This is a genomic window from Citromicrobium sp. JLT1363 (genome assembly GCF_000186705.1).
Lineage (GTDB): Bacteria > Pseudomonadota > Alphaproteobacteria > Sphingomonadales > Sphingomonadaceae > Alteriqipengyuania.
Window position 1 is genome coordinate 337895 of the sequence record NZ_AEUE01000003.1, and the last position, 19665, is coordinate 357559.

At 66.2% G+C, this 19665-nt stretch carries 16 protein-coding genes and 1 riboswitch; of the genes, 5 read left to right on the forward strand and 11 right to left on the reverse strand.

The annotated features are described in order from the left end of the window. Nucleotides 1–47: 47 nt before the first annotated feature. A complete protein-coding gene (locus ADAD_RS0106260; protein ID WP_237700783.1) occupies nt 48–755 on the forward strand; it encodes a hypothetical protein in 708 nt (235 codons plus the stop codon). Nucleotides 756–776: 21 nt separating this feature from the next. Here ADAD_RS0106260 and ADAD_RS0106265 read toward each other — a convergent pair whose 3' ends face one another. From ADAD_RS0106265 to ADAD_RS0106320, 11 genes are all read right to left on the reverse strand, one after another. Further along, entirely contained in the window at nt 777–1550 is a 774-nt protein-coding gene (locus ADAD_RS0106265) for a TRIC cation channel family protein (protein WP_010411202.1), read from the reverse strand. Between the two features lie 47 nt (nt 1551–1597). After that, nucleotides 1598–2032: a VOC family protein gene (locus ADAD_RS0106270; protein ID WP_010411205.1), complete on the reverse strand. Its 435-nt coding sequence runs from the start codon at nt 2030–2032 to the stop codon at nt 1598–1600. After that, nucleotides 2029–2868 (reverse strand): hypothetical protein, encoded by an 840-nt coding sequence (locus ADAD_RS0106275; protein ID WP_010411207.1) that lies wholly within the window; start codon nt 2866–2868, stop codon nt 2029–2031. Before ADAD_RS0106275 ends, ADAD_RS0106270 begins: the two co-directional genes overlap by 4 nt. Before the next feature lie 7 nt (nt 2869–2875). Next, nucleotides 2876–4294, reverse strand: a complete 1419-nt coding sequence (gene lpdA, locus ADAD_RS0106280) for a dihydrolipoyl dehydrogenase (protein ID WP_010411211.1) — start codon at nt 4292–4294, stop codon at nt 2876–2878. Nucleotides 4295–4400: 106 nt separating this feature from the next. Beyond that, nucleotides 4401–5684, reverse strand: coding sequence for a 2-oxoglutarate dehydrogenase complex dihydrolipoyllysine-residue succinyltransferase (gene odhB / locus ADAD_RS0106285; RefSeq protein ID WP_010411214.1), 1284 nt, complete (start codon nt 5682–5684; stop codon nt 4401–4403). 6 nt (nt 5685–5690) lie between these two features. Further along, the gene (locus ADAD_RS0106290) at nt 5691–8558 is read right to left on the reverse strand and encodes a 2-oxoglutarate dehydrogenase E1 component (RefSeq protein WP_010411218.1); all 2868 of its coding nucleotides are present in this window, start codon (nt 8556–8558) and stop codon (nt 5691–5693) included. Nucleotides 8559–8693: 135 nt separating this feature from the next. Next, nucleotides 8694–9584 carry a succinate--CoA ligase subunit alpha gene (sucD, locus tag ADAD_RS0106295; protein ID WP_010411221.1) on the reverse strand — a complete coding sequence of 297 codons (891 nt, stop codon included), beginning with the start codon at nt 9582–9584 and terminating at the stop codon, nt 8694–8696. A 302-nt stretch (nt 9585–9886) separates the two neighbouring features. Beyond that, a complete protein-coding gene (mdh, locus tag ADAD_RS0106305; RefSeq protein ID WP_010411227.1) occupies nt 9887–10861 on the reverse strand; it encodes a malate dehydrogenase in 975 nt (324 codons plus the stop codon). Nucleotides 10862–11072: 211 nt separating this feature from the next. Next, nucleotides 11073–13025: a putative bifunctional diguanylate cyclase/phosphodiesterase gene (locus ADAD_RS0106310; protein WP_010411230.1), complete on the reverse strand. Its 1953-nt coding sequence runs from the start codon at nt 13023–13025 to the stop codon at nt 11073–11075. A gap of 111 nt (nt 13026–13136) precedes the next feature. After that, nucleotides 13137–13451, reverse strand: a complete 315-nt coding sequence (locus ADAD_RS15645) for a hypothetical protein (RefSeq protein WP_237700784.1) — start codon at nt 13449–13451, stop codon at nt 13137–13139. A gap of 137 nt (nt 13452–13588) precedes the next feature. Continuing rightward, the gene (locus tag ADAD_RS0106320) at nt 13589–14686 is read right to left on the reverse strand and encodes a cell wall hydrolase (RefSeq protein ID WP_237700785.1); all 1098 of its coding nucleotides are present in this window, start codon (nt 14684–14686) and stop codon (nt 13589–13591) included. A gap of 193 nt (nt 14687–14879) precedes the next feature. Next, nucleotides 14880–15083, forward strand: a riboswitch (cobalamin riboswitch). 101 nt (nt 15084–15184) lie between these two features. On the opposite strand from ADAD_RS0106320, the gene ADAD_RS0106325 reads away from it, so the two are divergent. The 4 genes from ADAD_RS0106325 to ADAD_RS0106340 are packed head-to-tail and all read left to right on the forward strand — an operon-like array spanning nt 15185 to nt 19648. Further along, complete coding sequence (locus ADAD_RS0106325) at nt 15185–17116, forward strand: TonB-dependent receptor plug domain-containing protein (protein ID WP_010411243.1); 1932 nt, start codon at nt 15185–15187, stop codon at nt 17114–17116. A gap of 2 nt (nt 17117–17118) precedes the next feature. Then, the gene (locus ADAD_RS0106330) at nt 17119–17955 is read left to right on the forward strand and encodes an ABC transporter substrate-binding protein (protein WP_139020355.1); all 837 of its coding nucleotides are present in this window, start codon (nt 17119–17121) and stop codon (nt 17953–17955) included. After that, the gene (locus tag ADAD_RS0106335; RefSeq protein WP_010411250.1) at nt 17952–18917 is read left to right on the forward strand and encodes a FecCD family ABC transporter permease; all 966 of its coding nucleotides are present in this window, start codon (nt 17952–17954) and stop codon (nt 18915–18917) included. The genes ADAD_RS0106330 and ADAD_RS0106335 overlap by 4 nt, the downstream gene beginning before the upstream one ends. After that, complete coding sequence (locus ADAD_RS0106340; RefSeq protein WP_010411252.1) at nt 18917–19648, forward strand: ABC transporter ATP-binding protein; 732 nt, start codon at nt 18917–18919, stop codon at nt 19646–19648. Before ADAD_RS0106335 ends, ADAD_RS0106340 begins: the two co-directional genes overlap by 1 nt. Nucleotides 19649–19665: the final 17 nt, after the last annotated feature.

Sequence of the window (19665 nt, forward strand, 5' to 3'; positions counted from 1 at the left end):
TCATGGGCCGGATTTCCCAATTTTCGCTCGCCTGCGCGGCGGCCGCAATGGCTGCAACGCCTGTCGCCGCAGCCGAACTGCCGCATCGTGCGGCACCTGCGCCAGCGTATTACCCCCATGTCTCGCAGACCGTCCTGAACGATGGTGGCGACGAAGCCTCCCAGTACCGCCGCTATCGCTATCACCGGCGCCATCGTGACCGGATCGATGCGGGCGACATCATCGCGGGGGCCGTCATCATCGGTGGCATCTTCGCGATCGCCTCGGCGGCCAGCAAGAACAGCAACCGCAATGATCGCTATGACGATGATTACGTGAACAGTTCCGATTTCGACCGCGCGGTCGACAGCTGCGTGAACCGCGTCGAACGCGACCGGCGGATCGGATCGGTCGACAATGTGGGGCGCACCCGCAGCGGCTATTCGGTCAGCGGGACTCTCAGTAACGGCTCCGGCTTCCTGTGCGAGGTCAATGGTGCGGGCCGCGTCCTGCGGGTCGATTATGGCTACAGCGGCGTGACCTACCAGTCAGGCGGCGACACCTATGGCGATCCGCAATATTCCGACGAGACCTACGCCCGCGCGAGGGCCAGCACCTATTCTTCGCCCGACAGCTATTCCTCGCAGGACGGTTACGCCTCGCCGGACAGCAGCGCCCAGCCTGCCTATCCGGGCGGGCCGCTCCCTGGCGAAGACGGTTACGGCGACACCTATGACGGTTCCTACGGCGACGATTACGAAGGCGAACCCTACTAGGGCGTGCCGCCGAACCCCGGGCTAGACCCCGGGGTTTTTCTCGTCGACAGTCACGGCGTCCTCGAAATAGAGGCCGTCGCTTTCCGGGTCTGCCGCTTCTGCCTCGGCCACGGCCTCCACGCCGATCTCGGTCTCGCGTTCGCTCGCCTGGCCGCGTTCGTGGAAGGCCGGCAGGCCGAGGTTGTAGCGGATCGCCGCGCTGCGCAACGCCAGCCCCGCCAGGGCGGCCACCGCCCAGAGAGCCCAGTCGATCCCCCATCGGTCGGGCAGCAGCCACATGCCGAAACTGCACATCGAGGCAGACAGGGCAGCCGCCGTCACATAGAGTTCGGGTTTCATGAGGATCGACGGACGGCCTGCGATCACATCGCGGATAATGCCGCCGACGATGCCGGTGATGATCCCCATGATTGCGGCGGGAACGGGCGGCAGCCCGTAACTCATGGCCTTCGCCGCGCCGAGCACCGAATAGGCCGCCAGCCCGATCCCGTCCGCGTAGTCGAACAGCCTGCCCTGCCACCAGCGCGTCGGCGTGTTCCACACGATGGCGGCCATGGTGATGCACAGGGCAGCGTACCAGGGGTGCTTCACCCAGAACACGGGCGCATCGATCAGGATATCGCGCACCGTGCCCCCGCCTACGCCCGTGACGAGCGCAAAGAAGCTCATGGTGACGAATGTCTGCCGCTCGCGCGCAGCGATGAGCGCGCCGGAGAGCGCGAACAGCGCCACGCCGAACAGGTCCAGCCAGTCGAGCACGGGGGTCAGGATTACGGCAGCTTCGGCTACGGGCATGGCGCGCTGCTAGCGACGATGGCCCCGCCGCACAATCGGCGCGAGCCTCACTCGCTGGCGAAAAGTTTGTCCGGGTCCGCCATCGCCTTGATCTCGAGCGCATTGCCACTGGGATCGCGGAAGAACATCGTCGCCTGTTCGCCCGGGGCATCGCGGAAGCGCACTGTGGGTTCGATGATGAATTGCAGGCCGGCCCCGGTCAGCCGGTCCGCCAGCGCCTGCCATTGATCCATTGGCAGCACGACGCCGAAATGCGGGACCGGCACGGCTTCACCGTCCACAGCATTGCGATCCTCACCTGCGGCGCGCGCCGCAACGCTGGCGGGGGCCACGTGGGCTACGATCTGGTGGCCGAAGAAATCGAAATCCACCCAGTCCTTGTCCGATCGCCCCTCCGGGCAGCCAAGCAGTGCGCCATAGAAATTGCGGGCGGCGTCCAGATCGTGGACGGGGAAGGCGAGATGAAATGGTGGCAGTGTCATGGTGGCGATTGTGTCCCAGCGGGCAGGGCGAAGGCAAGGGTGTGGGCGAATGCGAAGCCGATAATCGCCGCCGCGCCATATCCGGCGAGCGGGGTGGGATAATTGTTGATCAGCGCGGCGAGCAGGAAGCCGACCAGGCTCATCCCCAGCGGATAGCGCGCCGTGCGGGGCAGGCCGGTGCCGAACAGCATGGCCACCACCGAGCCCGCCAGCGCCAGAGCGAGGATCGCGGCCATCGCAGGCGATGCCGCAGTGGCATCCTGCAGCACCCGCTCCACAAAAGGCGCCGGCGGCAGTTCGCCGCGCAAGGCGGCCGATATGGCGATGAAAAAGCCCGCGATTATGACCAGTCCGATCCGCCAGTCGCCGCGCACCTGATAGAGGCCGATTGCCGCCCCGGTGAGGGCAAAGGCGCTCGCGAAATCGGGCTGGGCGAGGGCGACCAGCAATGCGGCGAACAGCGCAACTGGCCCCAGCACATTCTCGCGCGCTGCCAGCACGCCGAGGGCGGGGATCGTGAGCATTCCTGCATGGAGGATAAACGGGCCGAGCGGCAGCCACCGGGCTATTCCGCTGGTCTCCGGCCCCGTCAGCAGCGGCAGGGCAAACAGCGCCAGCAGGCCTGCACCCGCAATCCGGCGCGCCCGTTCGCCGACTTCGGGAAGCCCGACCAGCACAAGCGCGGCCGCGAGGGCCAGCGCGATCGCGTTGACGATCGGATAGCTGGGGGGCGCGCCCCGCAGGGCCATGTAGGCAAGCCCTGCCAGGACCGGCAACGCAATGGCGAGGAGCGCGGGAAACCTTTCTTTCCAGCGCTCCGCCATGATACCTGCCACTCCAGGCTCAGAAGTGGATCGGCTTGCCCTGAACCGCCATCGCCGCTTCCTTCGTGGCTTCGGCATGGGTGGGGTGAGCGTGGCAGGTATAGGCGATGTCTTCCGACGTTGCGCCGAACTCCATCGCGATGGCCGCCTCGGCGATCATCGTGCCTGCGGGCACGGCGATGGCCCATACGCCCAGCACGCGGTCGCTTTCCGCCTCGGCGATCACCTTCACGAAGCCATCGCCCTCGTGATTGGTGCGGGCGCGGCTATTGGCCAGCATCGGGAACTTGCCGACCTTCACCGCCTTCTTGTCGCCGCCCATCTTCTCGATGGCTTCCTCGGTCGTCAGGCCCACGCCCGCGATCTCGGGCCAGGTGTAGACGACGCTCGGGATGATCGCGTGGTTCACGATGCCGGTCTGCCCGGCGATGTTCTCCGCCACGGCAATACCTTCATCCTCGGCCTTGTGCGCCAGCATCGGGCCGGGGATGCAGTCGCCGATCGCCCACACGCCATCGACCTCGGTGCGGAAATCGTGATCGGTTTCGATCTGGCCGCGCTTGTTGGTTTCCAGCCCGATCGCATCGAGGCCAAGGCCGTCGGTGTTCGGCTTGCGCCCGATCGAGACGAGCACGCAATCGGCTTCCATCGTCTCTTCGTCGCCGCCTGCGGCAGGCTCGAGCGTCAGCGTGGCGGTCTTGCCCTTTACGGACACACCGGTGACCTTGGTCGAGAGCTTGAACTCGATCCCCTGCTTGCGGAAGATCTTGCGCGCTTCCTTGCGGATGTCGCCGTCCATGCCGGGCAGGATTTCGTCGAGGAATTCGACGCAGGTGACTTCCGCACCCAGACGGCGCCAGACCGAGCCGAGCTCCAGGCCGATCACGCCGCCACCGATGACGACCATCTTCTTGGGCACCTTGGGCAGTTCGAGCGCGCCGGTGGAATCGACCACGATACCCTTGTCGTTGTCGATCTCGACACCCGGCAGGGGGGTGACCGAGGAGCCGGTGGCGATGACGATGTCCTTCGCGGTCACCGTCTCCTCGCCCACCTTCACCGTGTGCGCATCCTGGAAGGTGGCGTAACCCTTCTTCCAGTCGACCTTGTTCTTCTTGAAAAGGCCTTCGATGCCGCCGGTCAGGCCCTTCACCGCATCGCGGCGCTGGGCGTGCATCTGGTCGAGGTTGAGCTTGGGCTCCACGTCGATGCCCAGTTCCTTCATCGCGCCGTTCTTGGCCGCGTCGAAAAACTCGCTCGCATGCAGCATCGCCTTGGAGGGGATGCAGCCGACGTTGAGGCACGTACCGCCCAGCGTCTCGCGCCCTTCGGCGCAGGCGGTCTTGAGGCCCAGCTGCGCGGCGCGGATCGCGGCGACATAGCCGCCCGGGCCTGCACCGATGACAAGGAGGTCGTAATCGTATTCGTGGTCAGCCATTCTCTTCTCTCGTCATCCCCGCGAAAGCGGGCTTCCCGCTTTCTTCATTGTGCTCCCGATATAGGAAGCGGGACCCCCGCTTTCGCGGGGGTGACGGCAAACAGTCTTACAGGTCGATCAGCATCCGCGCCGGATCCTCGATCGCTTCCTTCATGATCTTCAGTGCGGTCACGGCCTCGCGCCCGTCGATAAGGCGGTGGTCGTAGCTCAGCGCAAGATACATCATCGGGCGGATTTCGACCTTGCCGTTGATCGCCACGGGGCGATCCTCGATCCGGTGGAGGCCCAGCACCGCGCTCTGTGGCGGGTTGATGATCGGGGTGCTCATCAGCGAGCCGAACACGCCGCCGTTGGAGATGGTGAAGGTGCCGCCCTTCATGTCTTCCATCGTCAGCGTGCCGTCCTTGGCGCGCGCGCCGAAGTCCGCAATGTCCTTCTCGATCTGTGCGAAGCCCTTCTTGTCGGCGTCGCGGATCACCGGGACGACGAGGCCGTTGGGCGCGCTCACCGCGACCGAGATGTCGACGTAATCGTGGTACACGATCTCGTCGCCTTCGATGTAGGCATTGGCGGCGGGCACGTCCTTCAGGGCAAGGCACGCGGCCTTGGCGAAGAAGCCCATGAAGCCGAGCTTGATGTCGTGCTTCTTGGCGAACAGGTCCTTGTACTTCTCGCGCGTTTCGATGACCGCGCTCATGTCGCAATCGTTGAAGGTGGTCAGCAGCGCGGCATTGTCCTGCGCGCCTTTCAGCCGCTTGGCGATCGTCTGGCGCATGCGCGTCATCTTGACGCGTTCCTCGCGGCGTTCGCCCGAGGCGACGGTCGCGGGCGCAGAGGGTGCGGGCGAGGGCGAGGACGAAGCGTCATCGCCCTTGTTCTTCGCCGCGGCGATCACGTCTTCCTTGGTCAGGCGGCCGTCCTTGCCGGTGCCCTTGATGCTGCTCGGGTCGACGCCGTATTCGAGCACCGCGCGGCGCACTGCGGGGGAAAGCGTCTGGCTGCCTTCTCCGGTGCCTTCGTCGTGATTGCCGTAAGCGGCCTGACCCGCATCGGCGTCCTTTGCCTTGGCGGGCTCTGACCCGGGCTTGTCGCCGCCGGATTTGCCGTCACCCTGGTCGCGGTTGGCTTCCTTGCCCTTGGACGCAGGCGCGCCGCCTTCGGCCACGGTGGCGAGCACCGCGCCCACTTCGACCGTGTCGCCCACTTCGGCGCGCAGTTCCTCGATTACACCGGCGACGGGCGAAGGCACGTCGACGGCGACCTTGTCGGTCTCGAGGCTGGCAATCGGCTCGTCGACGGCAACGGCATCGCCGGGCTGCTTGAGCCATTCGGCGATGGTGCCTTCGGTGACCGATTCACCAAGTTGGGGGACCGTGATCTCGGTAGCCATGATGCGTCAGACCTTCTTTTCGGCTTTTTCGGTTTTTTTCAGGGCACGCTTGGCTTCGCCGCCGTCGGCGAGGCCAAGTGCGATAGTGACGAGCGCATCCTGCTGCGCCTGGTGGCGCTTGGCGAGCCCGGTGGCGGGGGAGGCCGCTTCCTCGCGCCCGGCATATTGGGGGCGCATGCCATCCTTGCCGGCGCTGGCCAGCGAGGCCTCGATCTTCTCGTGCACGAAGGACCATGCGCCGTTGTTGCGCGGCTCTTCCTGGCACCAGACGACGCTTTCCAGATTGGTCATCCGGCCGATGCGCTGGGCAAGCGGCTCGCCGGGGAAGGGATAGAGCTGCTCGATCCGCAGGATGGAGACATCCTCCAGCCCCTCTTCCTCGCGCTTTTCCATCAGGTCGAAGGCGACCTTGCCCGAACACAGCACAAGGCGCCTGATCTTCTTGTCGTCCGCGCTGTCCGGCGCCATCGCCGGGTCGGACAGGATGCGCTTGAACTGCGCATCGTCCATGAACAGGCTGGCCGGGCTCTTGGCCATGGGATGGCGCAGCAGGCTTTTGGGCGTCATGATGATGAGCGGTTTGCGGAAGGGACGCAGCATCTGCCGCCGCAGCACGTGGAAATAATTGTGCGGCATGGTGATGTTGCACACCTGGATATTGTCGTTCGCGCACAGCTGCAGGAAGCGTTCGAGACGCGCGGAGCTATGTTCCGGCCCCTGGCCCTCGTATCCGTGCGGCAGCAGCATCACGAGGCCGTTGGCCCGCAGCCACTTGACCTCGCCGGATGCGATGAACTGATCGATGATGATCTGCGCGCCGTTGGCGAAATCGCCGAACTGCGCTTCCCACAGCACCAGGGTCTTTGGATCGGCGAGCGCGAAGCCGTATTCGAAGCCGAGCACGCCGTATTCGGACAGCGGGCTGTCGTAGACCTCGAACTTGCCGTGGGGCAGCGTGGTGAGGGGGATGTATTTCCCCTCGTCCTTCTGGTCGTGCCACACCGCATGGCGCTGGCTGAACGTGCCGCGGCCCGAATCCTGGCCCGACAGCCGCACGCCATAGCCTTCGGAGACCAGGCTGCCGAAAGCCAGCGCTTCCGCCGTCGCCCAGTCGAAGCCTTCGCCGCTCTCGAACATCTGCCGCTTGGCATCGAGCACGCGGTTGAGCGTGCGGTGCGTGGTGATGTCATCCGGCACGGTGGTGAGCGTGCGGCCGAGGCTTTCGAACAGCTTCTTCGGGATCGCGGTTTCGACGTTGCGGCGCGAGGTCTCCGGGTCGGCGGGCTTGTTCAGCCCGGCCCAGCGACCGCCGAACCAGTCCGCTTCGTTGGGCTTGTAGTTCTTGCCCGCCTCGAACTCTTCCTGGAGGTGATCGATGAATTCGCTGCGCTGGCCTTCCGCGAAGTCCGCGTCGATGATGCCCTCTTCCAGAAGGCGATCGGAATAAAGAGCGCTGATCTTGGGATGCTGCTTGATCGCATCGTACATCTGCGGCTGGGTGAAGCTGGGCTCGTCGCCCTCGTTGTGGCCGAAGCGGCGATAGCACCACATGTCGATCACGATGTCGCGGCCGAAGGTCTGGCGGTATTCGATCGCCAGCTTGCAGGCGAAGGTAACCGCTTCGGGATCGTCGCCGTTCACGTGCAGGATCGGCGCCTGCACACCCTTCGCCACGTCGGACGGGTAGGGGGAACTGCGCGCGAACTTGGGACTGGTGGTGAAGCCGATCTGGTTGTTGATGATGAAGTGGATCACGCCGCCGGTATTGTAGCCGGGGATGCCCGAGAAGCTGAGCGTCTCCCACACGATGCCCTGGCCTGCGAAGGCGGCGTCGCCGTGGATCAGCACCGGCAGCACCTGTTCGTGCTTGCTCAGGTCGTCGCGGAAGGCCTGCTGCGCACGGGCCTTGCCCAGCACGACAGGGTCGACCGCTTCGAGGTGGCTGGGGTTGGGCACCAGGCTCATGTGAACCTTGATCCCGTCGAATTCGCGGTCGGTGCTGGTGCCGAGGTGATACTTCACATCGCCCGATCCGCCAACGTCTTCAGGATTGGCACTGCCGCCCGAAAATTCGTGGAAGATCACGCGGTACGGCTTTGCCATCACGTTGGCGAGCACGTTGAGCCGCCCGCGGTGCGCCATGCCGTAGATGATCTCGCGCACGCCTTGCTGGCCGCCATACTTGATGACGGCTTCCAGCGCCGGGATCATGCCTTCGCCGCCGTCCAGACCGAAGCGCTTGGTGCCGACATATTTCTTGCCGAGGAAGTTCTCGTACTCCTCGCCCCGGATCACCGCGGAAAGGATCGCGCGCTTGCCTTCGGGCGTGAACTGGATGACCTCTTCGGGCCCCTCGATCCGGTCCTGCAGGAAGCGGCGTTCCTCCACGTCCGAGATGTGCATGTATTCGAGGCCGACCTTGCCGCAGTAATTGGCCTTGAGCACCTCGTAGAGTTCGCGCGGGGTGGTCCATTCGAGGTTGAGATTGCCGCCCACGAAAATCTGCCGCCCGTCCGCGTTGTCCGGGAAGTGCCATTCCAGCTTCAGGTCTTCGGGCAGTTCGCGCTTCGACAGGCCCAGCGGATCGAGATCGGAGGCCAGGTGCCCGCGCACGCGGAAGGTGCGGATCAGCAGCATGGCGCGGATCGCGTCCTGCGCCGCCTGTTCGACACTGGCGTGATCGGTGGCCTTGCCGGCCTTTTCCATCGCCTGCTTGACCGCGATCTTCATCGCGGTCGGGTCCATCGCCTGGGTCAGGTCCGCCTCGCTGCCGATATCGGTCAGCGGCCAGTTGGGATTGCCCCAGCTGGGCCCCTTCTGGGGGCCTTCCTGGTCGCCGAGCTCCGGCAGGAAAGACTGGTTTTCGTTACCCATCGAAATTCACTCATGCATTCCGGAGAAAGAGGACGCTTCCATCATAGAAGCATTTACCCGGCAGATAGGTCCTAAACTCCCCTCCCGCGCGGCGTGGCGGCCCCGGACTTCGCCCGGAGCCGCCACCGGAGGGCGTCAGGCGTCTTCCTTGAGCAGTGCGGCCAGCGTGGTGCCGAGTTCGCTGGGCGATTGCGCCACGCGAATCCCCGCGCGTTCCATCGCCGCGATCTTGTCGTCCGCGCCGCCCTGGCCGCCCGAGACGATGGCGCCCGCGTGGCCCATGCGGCGGCCCGGAGGCGCCGTGCGGCCTGCGATGAAGCCGACGGTCGGCTTCCAGCGGCCCTTCTTCTTCTGCTCGGCGAGGAACTCGGCTGCTTCCTCTTCGGCGCTGCCGCCGATCTCGCCGATCATGATCAGGCTCTCGGTTTCCGGATCGTCGAGGAACAGGTCGAGCACGTCGATGAAGTTGGTGCCGTTGACCGGATCGCCGCCGATGCCCACGGCGGTCGACTGGCCGAGGCCCGCATTGGTCGTCTGGTGCACGGCTTCATAGGTCAGCGTGCCCGAGCGGCTGACGACGCCCACGCTGCCCTTCTTGAAGATGGAGCCGGGCATGATGCCGATCTTGCACTCGTCGGGCGTCAGAACGCCGGGGCAGTTCGGGCCGATCAGGCGCGAGTTGCTGCCCTCGAGCGCGGCCTTGGCGCGCACCATGTCGAGCACGGGGATGCCTTCGGTGATCGTTACGATCAGCTCCACGCCCGCATCGATCGCTTCGCAGATCGCGTCCGCGGCGAAGGGCGGCGGAACGTAGATCACGCTCGCAGTCGCGCCGGTTTCGGCCACGGCTTCGCGCACGGTGTTGAAGTTGGGCAGGCCGAGGTGGGTCGTGCCGCCTTTGCCGGGCGTCACACCGCCAACCATCTGCGTCCCGTAATCGAGCGCCTGCTGGGTGTGGAAGGTGCCGGTTTCACCGGTCATCCCCTGGGTGATGACCTTGGTATTCTTGTCTACGAGGATGGACATGAACTGTCTCCGAAATGTCTAACCGTGTTTGGTGAGTTTGCGAGAGGCAAAGGCGAGCGCGAAAAAAATCCAGCCGAGAAAGATTGGCCCAATTATCATCGCAAATAGAAGCGGTCCGTAAGGGTCTGCCCACATGGGTGGTCCCGCAGTGTTCAATTCAACCCAAATGAGCAGAGCAACGAACGGAGCGGTAAGCGCCAACCCAAACCGCCATTTGCCTGCCAGACCAAAGCGAATCATCGCAGCCCAAACCGCAATCATCGCCAGGACGGAGACCCAGCCGGTGTAGGTTAGCGGCCCGATCACGCCAGCGAGCTATCCAGCCCCTTGCACGCTTCGAGCAGTTCCTCGACCGCGTCGGTGCTGACCTTGAGGTTCTTCTTTTCCTCGTCCGACAGCTCGATCTCGATCACGTCCTCGGTGCCGCCCGCGCCGATCACGGTGGGGACGCCGACATAAAGGCCGTCGAGGCCGTACTTGCCTTCGACATAGCTGGCGCAGGGCAGGATGCGCTTCTGGTCGCCCAGATAGGCCTCGGCCATCGCGATCGCGCTGGTCGCGGGGGCGTAGTAGGCGGAGCCGTTGCCGAGCAGGCCGACAATCTCGCCGCCGCCCTTGCGGGTGCGGTCGACGATCTCATCGATGCGGCCCTGATCGACGCCCTTGATCTTGGCGAAGTCGTTGACCGGAATGCCGTTGATCGTGGTGTAGCTGGTGACGGGCACCATGGTGTCGCCGTGGCCGCCGAGGACGAAGGCGTTCACGTCCTTCACCGACACGTCGAATTCCCACGCGAGGAAGGTCGCAAAGCGCGCGCTATCGAGCACGCCCGCCATGCCGACGACCTTGTTGTGCGGCAGGCCGGAGAATTCGCGCAGCGCCCAGACCATCGCGTCGAGCGGGTTGGTGATGCAGATCACGAAGGCGTCGGGTGCGTTGTTCTTGATGCCTTCGCCGACCGCCTTCATCACCTTGAGGTTGATGCCGAGCAGGTCGTCGCGGCTCATGCCGGGCTTGCGCGGCACACCGGCGGTGACGATGATCACGTCCGCACCGGCGATGTCGGCATAGTCGTTCGAACCGGTGATCTTCGCGTCGAAGCCTTCGACCGGACCGCACTGGCTAAGGTCCAGCGCCTTGCCCTGCGGCATGCCCTCGGCAATGTCGAACAGGACGATGTCGCCCATTTCCTTTTTCGCCGCGAGATGGGCGAGGGTGCCTCCGATCATGCCGGAGCCGATGAGGGCGATTTTCTTGCGTCCTGCGGAATTGGCCATGGGAGCGTATCAGTCCTTGGATTGCCGGGGACGCTGCGGCTTGCCGAAAAGGTTTCGCGATCCATCGCGCTCCGCCGGCGTCCCCGAGGGATCACGCGCGAAGGGCCGCGTTCTGGCGAGAGGGACTAGGCCTGCTAAAAGGGGATTGCAACCGGCAAAAAGCGAGTTTTTCCGCCGGTTATGATATTGATTTGCAGCAGCGTTTACGTGGCTAGGCAGCGCGCGTCGCGTCGGCGCTTCTATCCTGCGCCAGCAGCATCGCGGCGAGGTAATCCGGCACTGCGCGGCTGAAGAAATAGCCCTGGCCCTGCGTGCATCCCGCTTCGCGCACCGTATCGACCTGTTCCTGCTCTTCGAGCCCCTCGGCTACGATCTCCATGCCCAGCTGGTGGCCCATGGCGGCTACGGCGCGGATGATCGCATGCGCGCGCGGGCCGGCGCCCGAACCCGAGACGAAGCTGCGATCCACCTTGATCTTGGAGAAGGGGAACTTGTGGATGTAGGCCAGTGAGGAATAGCCGGTGCCGAAGTCGTCCAGTGCGAAGCGCACCCCCCTGGCGGCCAGTTTCTCGATGAAGGCAGCGGTCTGGTCGCTGTCCTCGATGAACAGGCTCTCGGTGACTTCCAGTTCGAGCCGCGAGGGGTCGAGCTTGGCGTCTCGCAGGGCCTGTTCGATGGCGAGTACCGATCCGGGTGCCCTGATCTGCAGCGGCGAGAGGTTTACCGCAACGCTCACGTCCTCGGGCCACTGGGCGCAGGCAAGTGCGGCCTGGCGCGTAATCCAGTTGCCCAGCGTGACGATCACGCCCGTTTCTTCCGCCACCGGGATGAACTCGCCCGGGCGCAGTTCGCCCTTCGTCGGATGGAACCAGCGCAGGAGCGCCTCGAAACAGCGGATGCGGCCGGTCTTGAGGTCGATGATCGGCTGGAAGAACAGCGACAATTCGTCCCGCTTGATCGCCAGACGCAGTTCGGCCTCTATCTCGCGACGATTGGCCAGCTCGCGGGTCATCGCGGCGTCGAAGAAGCAATAGCCGCCGCGCGCATTCAGCTTGGCATTGAACAGCGCCAGATCGGCCCCCTGCATCAGCCGGTCCGCGTCGATTCCGTCGTCCGGCATCAGCGCGATACCCATCGAACAGCTGGTTTCCATGCGTTCGCCATCGAAGCGCATGGGCCGTGCGACCTGTTCGAGGATTCGTCCGGCGAGCGCTTGGCAATCCTCCCGATCGCGAACCTTGCAGAAGAAGACGAATTCGTCGCCGCCGAAACGGGCGATCCCGGCGTCCTCTGGCAGGCTGTCGCGCAGGCGGCGGGCGACTTCGGACAGCACCCGGTCGCCGATCTGGTGGCCGAGCAGGTCGTTGACCTCCTTGAACCGGTCCAGGTCGAGCCAGAACAGCGCCAGGACCTGGTCCGCATCGGCGGCCATCAACTGGGTCACCAGCGTATCGTTCAGCCCGGCGCGATTATGCAGCCCGGTGACCACATCGGTATGCGCCAGGATTTCCATCTTGCGGGCCAGCCGCTCGCTCGTCTCGGCGGATGCGATCGAGTTGCGCAGCGTCCGCTGCACGTTGAGCGTGATGCTCGCCATGGCCGGGATCACGAGCAGGATGGTCGTTCCCAGCGCCAGCATCGGGATCGACCCCTCAATGAAGCAGGCAACCAGGATCGGCAGGTAGGAAAGGAACATCTGCCCCAGCGCGATGGCCGGGCGTCCCGCATTGCGCGCGCAGATCGCGGTCGCGAAGCACAGCGCGTTGGCGACCATCATGACCTCGACCGTCTGGGGCGTGGGATAGATGATCACCAGCGCGCCGAGCAGGCCGAACAGACCCGCATAGACGAACGCACCGACTTCGAAGACGATTTCCAGAAAGCGCGTGGTCGCACTCTTGCTTCGCGCCATCATCTTGGCTGCGACGACCCGTGCCACGGCGACCAGCGAGAAGGCGATCACGCACACCAGGATCACCGGCTCCGGCACGTAGAAGGCGGTGACGACGGCCGCGACCATGCCGTTGAGCGCGCCGACCGCCAGGCTGATGGGCTGGGTATAGAGCGTGCTCACCAGCGTGCGCCGCACGCGCTCGCTGATCTCGTCTCCCGACAGGAGGCGATGCCAGTTCCTTAGCGTGGTCTGAAGTTTGACGAGGATCATCTTGCCGACCGGACTAAGCAATAAGCGTCACAAATTGCTTAACGCGCGCGTTACCACGCTGGCGCGCGGAAAACCGCGGCAAAGTCCAAGGGGGTCCGGTTGGCGCGTGCGTCAGCCCGGAACCTCGCGCGGATTGGAGAGCGTTCTGGCCAGTCGCCGGTCGAGCGCGCCGCAGATCTGCGCCCAGAATACGAAGTCCGCCTCGTTCCCCGAAGCCAGCGCGGCCCTGGCCCGTGCATGGGCATCGTGGGCCGCATTGAGATGGTGCCGGGCGAAATGGCCCAGCGCGGCGCGCAACTCCGGTTCGCCAAGGGCGGGGCGCCCTGCGGCGATGTTGTCGTTCGATGCTTCGGGAATGCGTATCGGCGCGGACCCCGAGTGGGAGAGCCGGTATGAGGGGCGCTTGGGGGCGAGGCCGCGACTCATGCTTGCGATGATCCTTGATCAGTGAAACTCGATGCTGGCAGACCTAGCCCGCCGGCGGTAAAACATTGGCGGACAAGCAGGGTTTCGATGATTTAACCACGTCGCCGGGATGCGCGCTGCACCTTGGACACGGAGCTTCACTGCGGACGCGCGATCCACTGCCCGCTGTTGGCATACTCGGGTCGCACGCTTCCTGGCCCCTGTTCCGGGGCAGGCGCGGTCTGCCTGTCGTTCTGACTGCGGCGATTGGCCGGCCCCGCCTGCGAAACCACGCTTTCTGCCGGACCGGATCGTGCCTCCGAGGCAGCGGCGCTTTCATAGCGTTGCGCAATGGCGACCGGGTCGGGAGCGGCCTCTACCGTGCTTGCCGCACGGGCGGGCGCGGGGGAAGGCTCCCCGCCGGAATAGAAATCGGTGAAGGCATCCGGGCGGCTCGCCGCCCCGGGCCAGCGGTAGAAACGGTGCGCGCCGATGGTGCCGATATGCGCAAGGCTGGGCGCCCAGTACGGGTTGACCCAGGTGGTGTGGTAATGCGTCGCCAGCCCGACCGGGGCGTAGACCTGCCCGGAAAGCGCGCGCCGCGCGACCGAGAGGGCCTGCGCCCAGTATCGCGCGGAAGGCTTGCGCGCCATCGAGCCGTCGCAGGTGAAGCTGAACTGGCAGCCCGTGCGCCGCTGCGATCCCTGATAGACGACGCCGCACACCGTCCTGGGGTAGGCAGGGTGCGCCACCCGGTTCAGAACCACCTGCGCCACTGCACGCTGGCCGCCCTCGCTTTCGCTCGCGGCTTCGTAATAGACCGCCTTGGCGAGACAATCGAGCGCGCGCGCCTTGTCGATCCCGGTGCCACGGCTGACGAAGGCGCGCGCGGCGGGCCCTGCGGTCTCGATTGCGATGGCCGCTTCGGGATCGCCGTTCCAGGCGGCGATCGGGTTCACGCCTTCGCTGTTTGTCACCCCGACGTTCGCGGTGCTGGCGGCGGCGGGCGGATCGGCGAGGAAATAGAGCGCGGAGCCGGGGAAGGTCGCCCCCGCCTTTTCGAAGGGGAGCGGTTCGACCAGGCTGTCCGCCACGATCTCGCTCGCCTGTGGGGCCATTTCAGGCAGCCGCCATTCCGCCTGCGCCGCCATCGAGGGCAGCGTGATCGCCGCCAGCAGCACCGCGCCACCGCGCAGCGCATTGCGCGGGCGGGCGGGGCGTTTCGTCGATGGAACCGGGCGGCGGGGGTGGTGCAAGATGGGCCTGACTGGGTGGATGGATCGGGGCGTGCGGGCAGCCTAGCCGGAAATTCTCAGTAACGTCTGCATGGCCGGCCGCACCGTATTCTAACGGGACAGGGGAGAGGGAAGGATGAAGCGGCATGGTTAATGCGCGCGATCATGTGCGGGCAGGGTGTTGCCTGCCTGCGACGAAGGCTCTAGGGGCGCCGGCAGTATCGCAGGTGTGGGTGTGCCGGTCCGGCGCATCCGCCTAAGAGGGAATGGAGTGAAAAACTCCAGCTGCCCCCGCAACTGTAACCGGGGAGCGGTCCGTTCGATATGCCACTGTCCTGCGGCTTGCCGCAGGGCGGGAAGGTGAACGGAACCGCCACGATCCGGCAAGCCAGGAGACCTGCCCGCGATGCGTCGTTCGGCCAGCGGGCGGGGTGTACCGAGGGCAGCGGAGGAAAGGCACGGGGGGCAGACCCCGCGCTTTCCGTCATGAGCGACAGTTATGCTTGTGATGGAGATTCTATGCGTACATTCCTGTTTCTCGGCGGCTCGATCCTGGGCCTGTGTTCTCCCGCGTTCGCGCAGGATGCACCGGACGAAGGCGATGAGCTTGTTCTGGCCTCGGACGCCTACACGCTGGCGGAAGAGGCGGTGACGATCACCGTCACCGGCAATCCCAGCGAAGTGGAAGACACCGGCCAGCCCGTCACCGTGATCGGCGCAGAGGAAATCGCCGATGTCCAGGGCCCGGACATTTCCCGTGTGCTCCAGCGCGTTCCCGGCGTCACCATCAACCGCAACGGCGGGCTGGGCGCGACCACCGGCGTTTCGGTGCGCGGTGCGAGCAATGACCAGCTGCTGGTTCTGGTCGACGGGGTGCGCGTGGCCGATACGGCTGCGCCCGCGACCAGCTTCGACTTCGGCACGCTGACCAGCGCCAACCTTTCCAAGATCGAATTGCTGCGCGGATCGAACAGCGTCATCTGGGGCGCGGACGCGGTGGGCGGCGTGCTGGTCGCCTCCACGTTCGAGCGGACCGGGCTTGCCGGATCGGTGGAAGCAGGATCGCGCGACACCGTGTCCACCAGCATCGAAGGTGGGATCGCGGGCGATATCGGCTTTATCGGCGGATCGGCCAGCTACCTGACCACCGACGGCTTCTCTGCCGCGGCCAGCGGCACCGAGCCCGACGGGTTCCGCCAGCAGGCCTACAACCTGCGCGGCCGCGCCTATCTCAGCCGCACATTCGAGGTTTTCGCCAGCGGTCGCTATGCGGAAAGCGACCTCGAAATCGATGGCACTCCGGCACCGGCCTATGTTCTGGCCGATACGCTGCAGGTGCAGGAAACCCGCCAGCTGTCCGGCGTGGTCGGTGCGCTGTACGATGGCGGCCCGCTCTACCTGCGCGGTGCCTACAGCTTTTCCGACACCGAGCGCGAGAACCTGCCGCGCCCCGGCGCCGCGCCCAGCTTTCAGAGCGACGGCGAATCCGAGCGTGTCGAGCTGCGTGGCGAATGGCGCCCGATCGGTCCGCTGATCGTCAATTTCGGCGCTGAGAACCTGTGGTCCGAGTATGAAAGCGGAACCAGTGACGAGAGCACCAGCATCCTTGGTGCCTATGCCCAGCTGGGGATCGAGTTTCGCGGTCTGTCAGGACATGTCGGTGTGCGGCAGGACGAGCACGACGATTTCGGCGGCGCGACCAGCTTCGGCGCGGATCTGACCTACGAGATCGTCGACGGCCTGCGTTTTCGTGCGAGCGTGGGCGAGGGCTTCAAGGCGCCCTCGCTGTTCCAGCTGTTCTCCGATTACGGCAATCCCGCGCTCCAGCCCGAGGAAAGCACCAGCTACGACCTCGGCCTCGCCTATGGCACGCGGGTTTCGCCGGTCTACGTGAGCGTTACCGCCTTCCAGCGCGACAGCGAGAACCTGATCGGCTTCATCGGGTGTCCGGTGCAGACGGGCATCTGCAAGAATCGCCCCTTCGGCACCTACGACAATGTTTCGCAGGCGCGGGCGCGCGGCGTTGAGGTAGAGGCGGGCGCGTCGCCTTTCGACGGGCTGCGCCTGCGCGCTGCCTATGCCTATGTCGATGCGCAGGATCGCAGCGAGGGAACCGCGAATTTCGGCAACCAGCTCGCCCGGCGTCCGCAGCATGCGGGCACCTTGTCGGTCGACTGGGCGCCCGCTCCCGAAACCATCGGAGCGCCGGTGATCGGCGGCGACCTCAGGATCGTGGGCGATGCCTTTGACGATGCGGGCAATAATAAGCGGCTGGACGGCTATACCGTGGCCGACCTGCGCGTCTCCGTGCCGCTGGGCCTTATCGCGGGCGAGCGCCCGGTCGAGGTGTTCGGCCGGGTGGAGAACGTCTTCGACGAGCAGTACCAGACCGCCGACGGCTATGCCCAGGCGCCGCGCGGGTTCTTCGCCGGGATCCGCGTGGGGCTGTGACCATGCGCCACGCAGCCATCTGGCTTGCGGCACTCGCGTTCGGTTTGGGGGGATGTGCGGGACCGCCGCCGCCCCCCGCCGGGCACACGGACCAGCTGCGTATCGTCAGCCTGAACCCGTGCAGCGACGCGATCCTCGCGGAAATCGCGCCGGGCAAGCTCGTCGCGGTATCGCATTACAGCCACGATCCCTCGGCCGGATCGATGCCGGTCGATCAGGCACACCGCTGGCCTTCGACGGGCGGATCGGTTGAGGAAATCCTGGCGATGGATGCGGACATGGTGGTCGCCTCCACCTTCCTGCCGCCTGCCACCCGCAGCGCGCTGGACAAGCTCGGTATTCCCGTTGTCACCCTCGGCATGGAAAACACCGTGGCGGGCAGCCTCGGCCAGGTGCGCAAGCTGGCCGTCGAGGTCGGCGAGGCGCAGGGGGGCGAAGCACTGGCGCATCGGATCGAAGCGGCCATCGCCCGGGCTGCGCCGGGTGAAGGCGGTGCCTCGCCAACCACAATCCTGTGGCAGCCCGGCGGAATCGTGCCGGGCGAAGGCGCTCTGGTGGTGGATCTGATGCGCCGCCTCGGCCTGCGTCCCGCCAGCGCGACGCGCGGGCTGGGGCAGGGCGATCGCCTGCCGCTGGAGGCCGTGCTGGCCGATCCCCCCGAACTCCTGCTGCATGCCGGGCCGAGCGGCGACGAGGAATCGCGCACGCTGCATCACCCTGCTCTGCGCAAGCTGGCCATGCGCCGCGCCGAATTCTCCCCCCAGCTCTACTTCTGCGGCGGGCCGAGCCTGATCCGCGCGGCCGAGCGGCTGGCCCAGATACGGGACGAGCAAGCGTGAACCGCCCCACGCTCCTGCTGCTGGCGGCCCTGCTTGTTGCGATCCCGCTGTCGCTGGTGGCGGGCCGTGCCTCGATCTTCGCGCTGGACGATGCGCGCGCCCTTCTGATCGTCCTCGAACTGCGCCTGCCGCGCGCGTTGCTGGCGGTGAGCGTGGGCGCAGGGCTGGGTGCGGCGGGGGCCGCGATGCAGGGCTATCTGCGCAATCCGCTGGCCGACCCCGGCCTGTTCGGGATTGCGCCCGGCGCTGCGCTGGGCGCGGTGCTGAGCTTTTCCTTCGGATTTGCTGCCAGCGGCTGGCTGTTGCCGATCTTCGCGCTCGCCGGAGCGGGCGGTGCGATGGCGCTGCTGGCCCTGATGGCAGGCCGGGGCGGCGGGATCGCGCTGTTCACGCTCGCCGGGCTGATGATCGCGAGCCTTGCGGGCGCGCTCACCAGCCTCGTCATAAGCCTGGCACCCAACCCCTGGGCGCTGAGCGAAATCGTGACCTGGCTGATGGGCGCGCTGACCGACCGCAGCTGGGCCGACGTCGCTCTGGCCGCGCCGCTGACGCTGGCGGGCATCGCGGTGCTGGCCCGCGCCGCCCCCGCGCTCGACGCGCTGACGCTGGGGGAGGACGCCGCGCGATCGATGGGGGTGGATATGGACAGCCTTCTCGCGCTGCTGGTGATCGGCGTCGGCCTGACCATCGGCAGCGGTGTGGCGGTGGCAGGGATCATCGGGTTCGTCGGCCTGATGGTGCCGCACATGGTGCGCCCCTTCACCGACCGCCGACCCTCCTCGCTGATCGTGCCGAGTGCGCTGGGCGGCGGGTTGCTGGTGCTGGTGGCGGATGGCGTGCTGCGCATGCTCCCGCTGGTCAGCGAGCTGCGCCTGGGCATCGCCCTTTCGCTGATCGGCGCGCCGTTCTTCCTGTGGCTGTTGCTGCGCTATCGCCGCTCCGGCGCGCTGGGGCTGACCTGATGCTGGTTGCACGCAAGCTTAGGCTGGATGAGCGGCTGCGCGGTGTCGACACGCAGGTACGCAGCGGGCAGGTAACGGCGATCTGCGGGCCGAACGGCGCCGGCAAGTCGACCCTGATCCGCCTCTTCGCAGGGGTTCTCTCCCCCTCCAATGGCGAGGTCCTGCTCGATGGCGAGCGAACGGCGGATATTCATCCGCGCGTGCGCGCGCGGGCGCTGGGTTACCTGCCGCAGGAACCGCAGATCGCGTGGGATATGTCGGTCCGCAACCTCGTCTCGCTCGGTCGGCTGGCGCACGGCGACACGCATGCCGAACCGGTCGAGGCAGCGCTGCAGGCGATGGACCTGCACGATTTCGCGCGGCGTCCGGTCTCCACCCTGTCCGGCGGCGAGCGCGCGCGGGCACTGCTGGCCCGCGTGCTGGCGGGTGAGCCGCGCTTCATCCTCGCGGACGAGCCTTTCGCCTCGCTCGACCTCGGTTACCAGTCCGCGCTGGCGCGGCACCTGCGCGCGCAGGCCGCCGACCACGGGCGCGGCGTGGTGGTGGTGGTCCACGACCTGAGCCTCGCGCATAATCTGGCGGACCGGGTGATCCTGCTGAACGAGGGGGTGGTGCATGCCGAGGGGGCGCCTGCGGATGCGCTCTCGCCCGGGAATCTGCTCGATGTGTTCGGGATTGAGGCGCGCTGGCTGGGCGATCCGGGTGCGCAGGTGCTGGCGGTGAGGAAGTAGCTACGCCCGCCGGGCAT

Coding starts and splice junctions, on each gene's coding strand:
- ADAD_RS0106260 (WP_237700783.1), top strand. CDS start 48: ATGGCTGCAACGCCTGTCGCCGCAGCCGAACTGCCGCATCGTGCGGCA.
- ADAD_RS0106265 (WP_010411202.1), bottom strand. CDS start 1,550: ATGCCCGTAGCCGAAGCTGCCGTAATCCTGACCCCCGTGCTCGACTGG.
- ADAD_RS0106270 (WP_010411205.1), bottom strand. CDS start 2,032: ATGACACTGCCACCATTTCATCTCGCCTTCCCCGTCCACGATCTGGAC.
- lpdA (WP_010411211.1), bottom strand. CDS start 4,294: ATGGCTGACCACGAATACGATTACGACCTCCTTGTCATCGGTGCAGGC.
- odhB (WP_010411214.1), bottom strand. CDS start 5,684: ATGGCTACCGAGATCACGGTCCCCCAACTTGGTGAATCGGTCACCGAA.
- ADAD_RS0106290 (WP_010411218.1), bottom strand. CDS start 8,558: ATGGGTAACGAAAACCAGTCTTTCCTGCCGGAGCTCGGCGACCAGGAA.
- sucD (WP_010411221.1), bottom strand. CDS start 9,584: ATGTCCATCCTCGTAGACAAGAATACCAAGGTCATCACCCAGGGGATG.
- mdh (WP_010411227.1), bottom strand. CDS start 10,861: ATGGCCAATTCCGCAGGACGCAAGAAAATCGCCCTCATCGGCTCCGGC.
- ADAD_RS0106310 (WP_010411230.1), bottom strand. CDS start 13,025: ATGATCCTCGTCAAACTTCAGACCACGCTAAGGAACTGGCATCGCCTC.
- ADAD_RS15645 (WP_237700784.1), bottom strand. CDS start 13,451: ATGAGTCGCGGCCTCGCCCCCAAGCGCCCCTCATACCGGCTCTCCCAC.
- ADAD_RS0106325 (WP_010411243.1), top strand. CDS start 15,185: ATGCGTACATTCCTGTTTCTCGGCGGCTCGATCCTGGGCCTGTGTTCT.
- ADAD_RS0106330 (WP_139020355.1), top strand. CDS start 17,119: ATGCGCCACGCAGCCATCTGGCTTGCGGCACTCGCGTTCGGTTTGGGG.
- ADAD_RS0106340 (WP_010411252.1), top strand. CDS start 18,917: ATGCTGGTTGCACGCAAGCTTAGGCTGGATGAGCGGCTGCGCGGTGTC.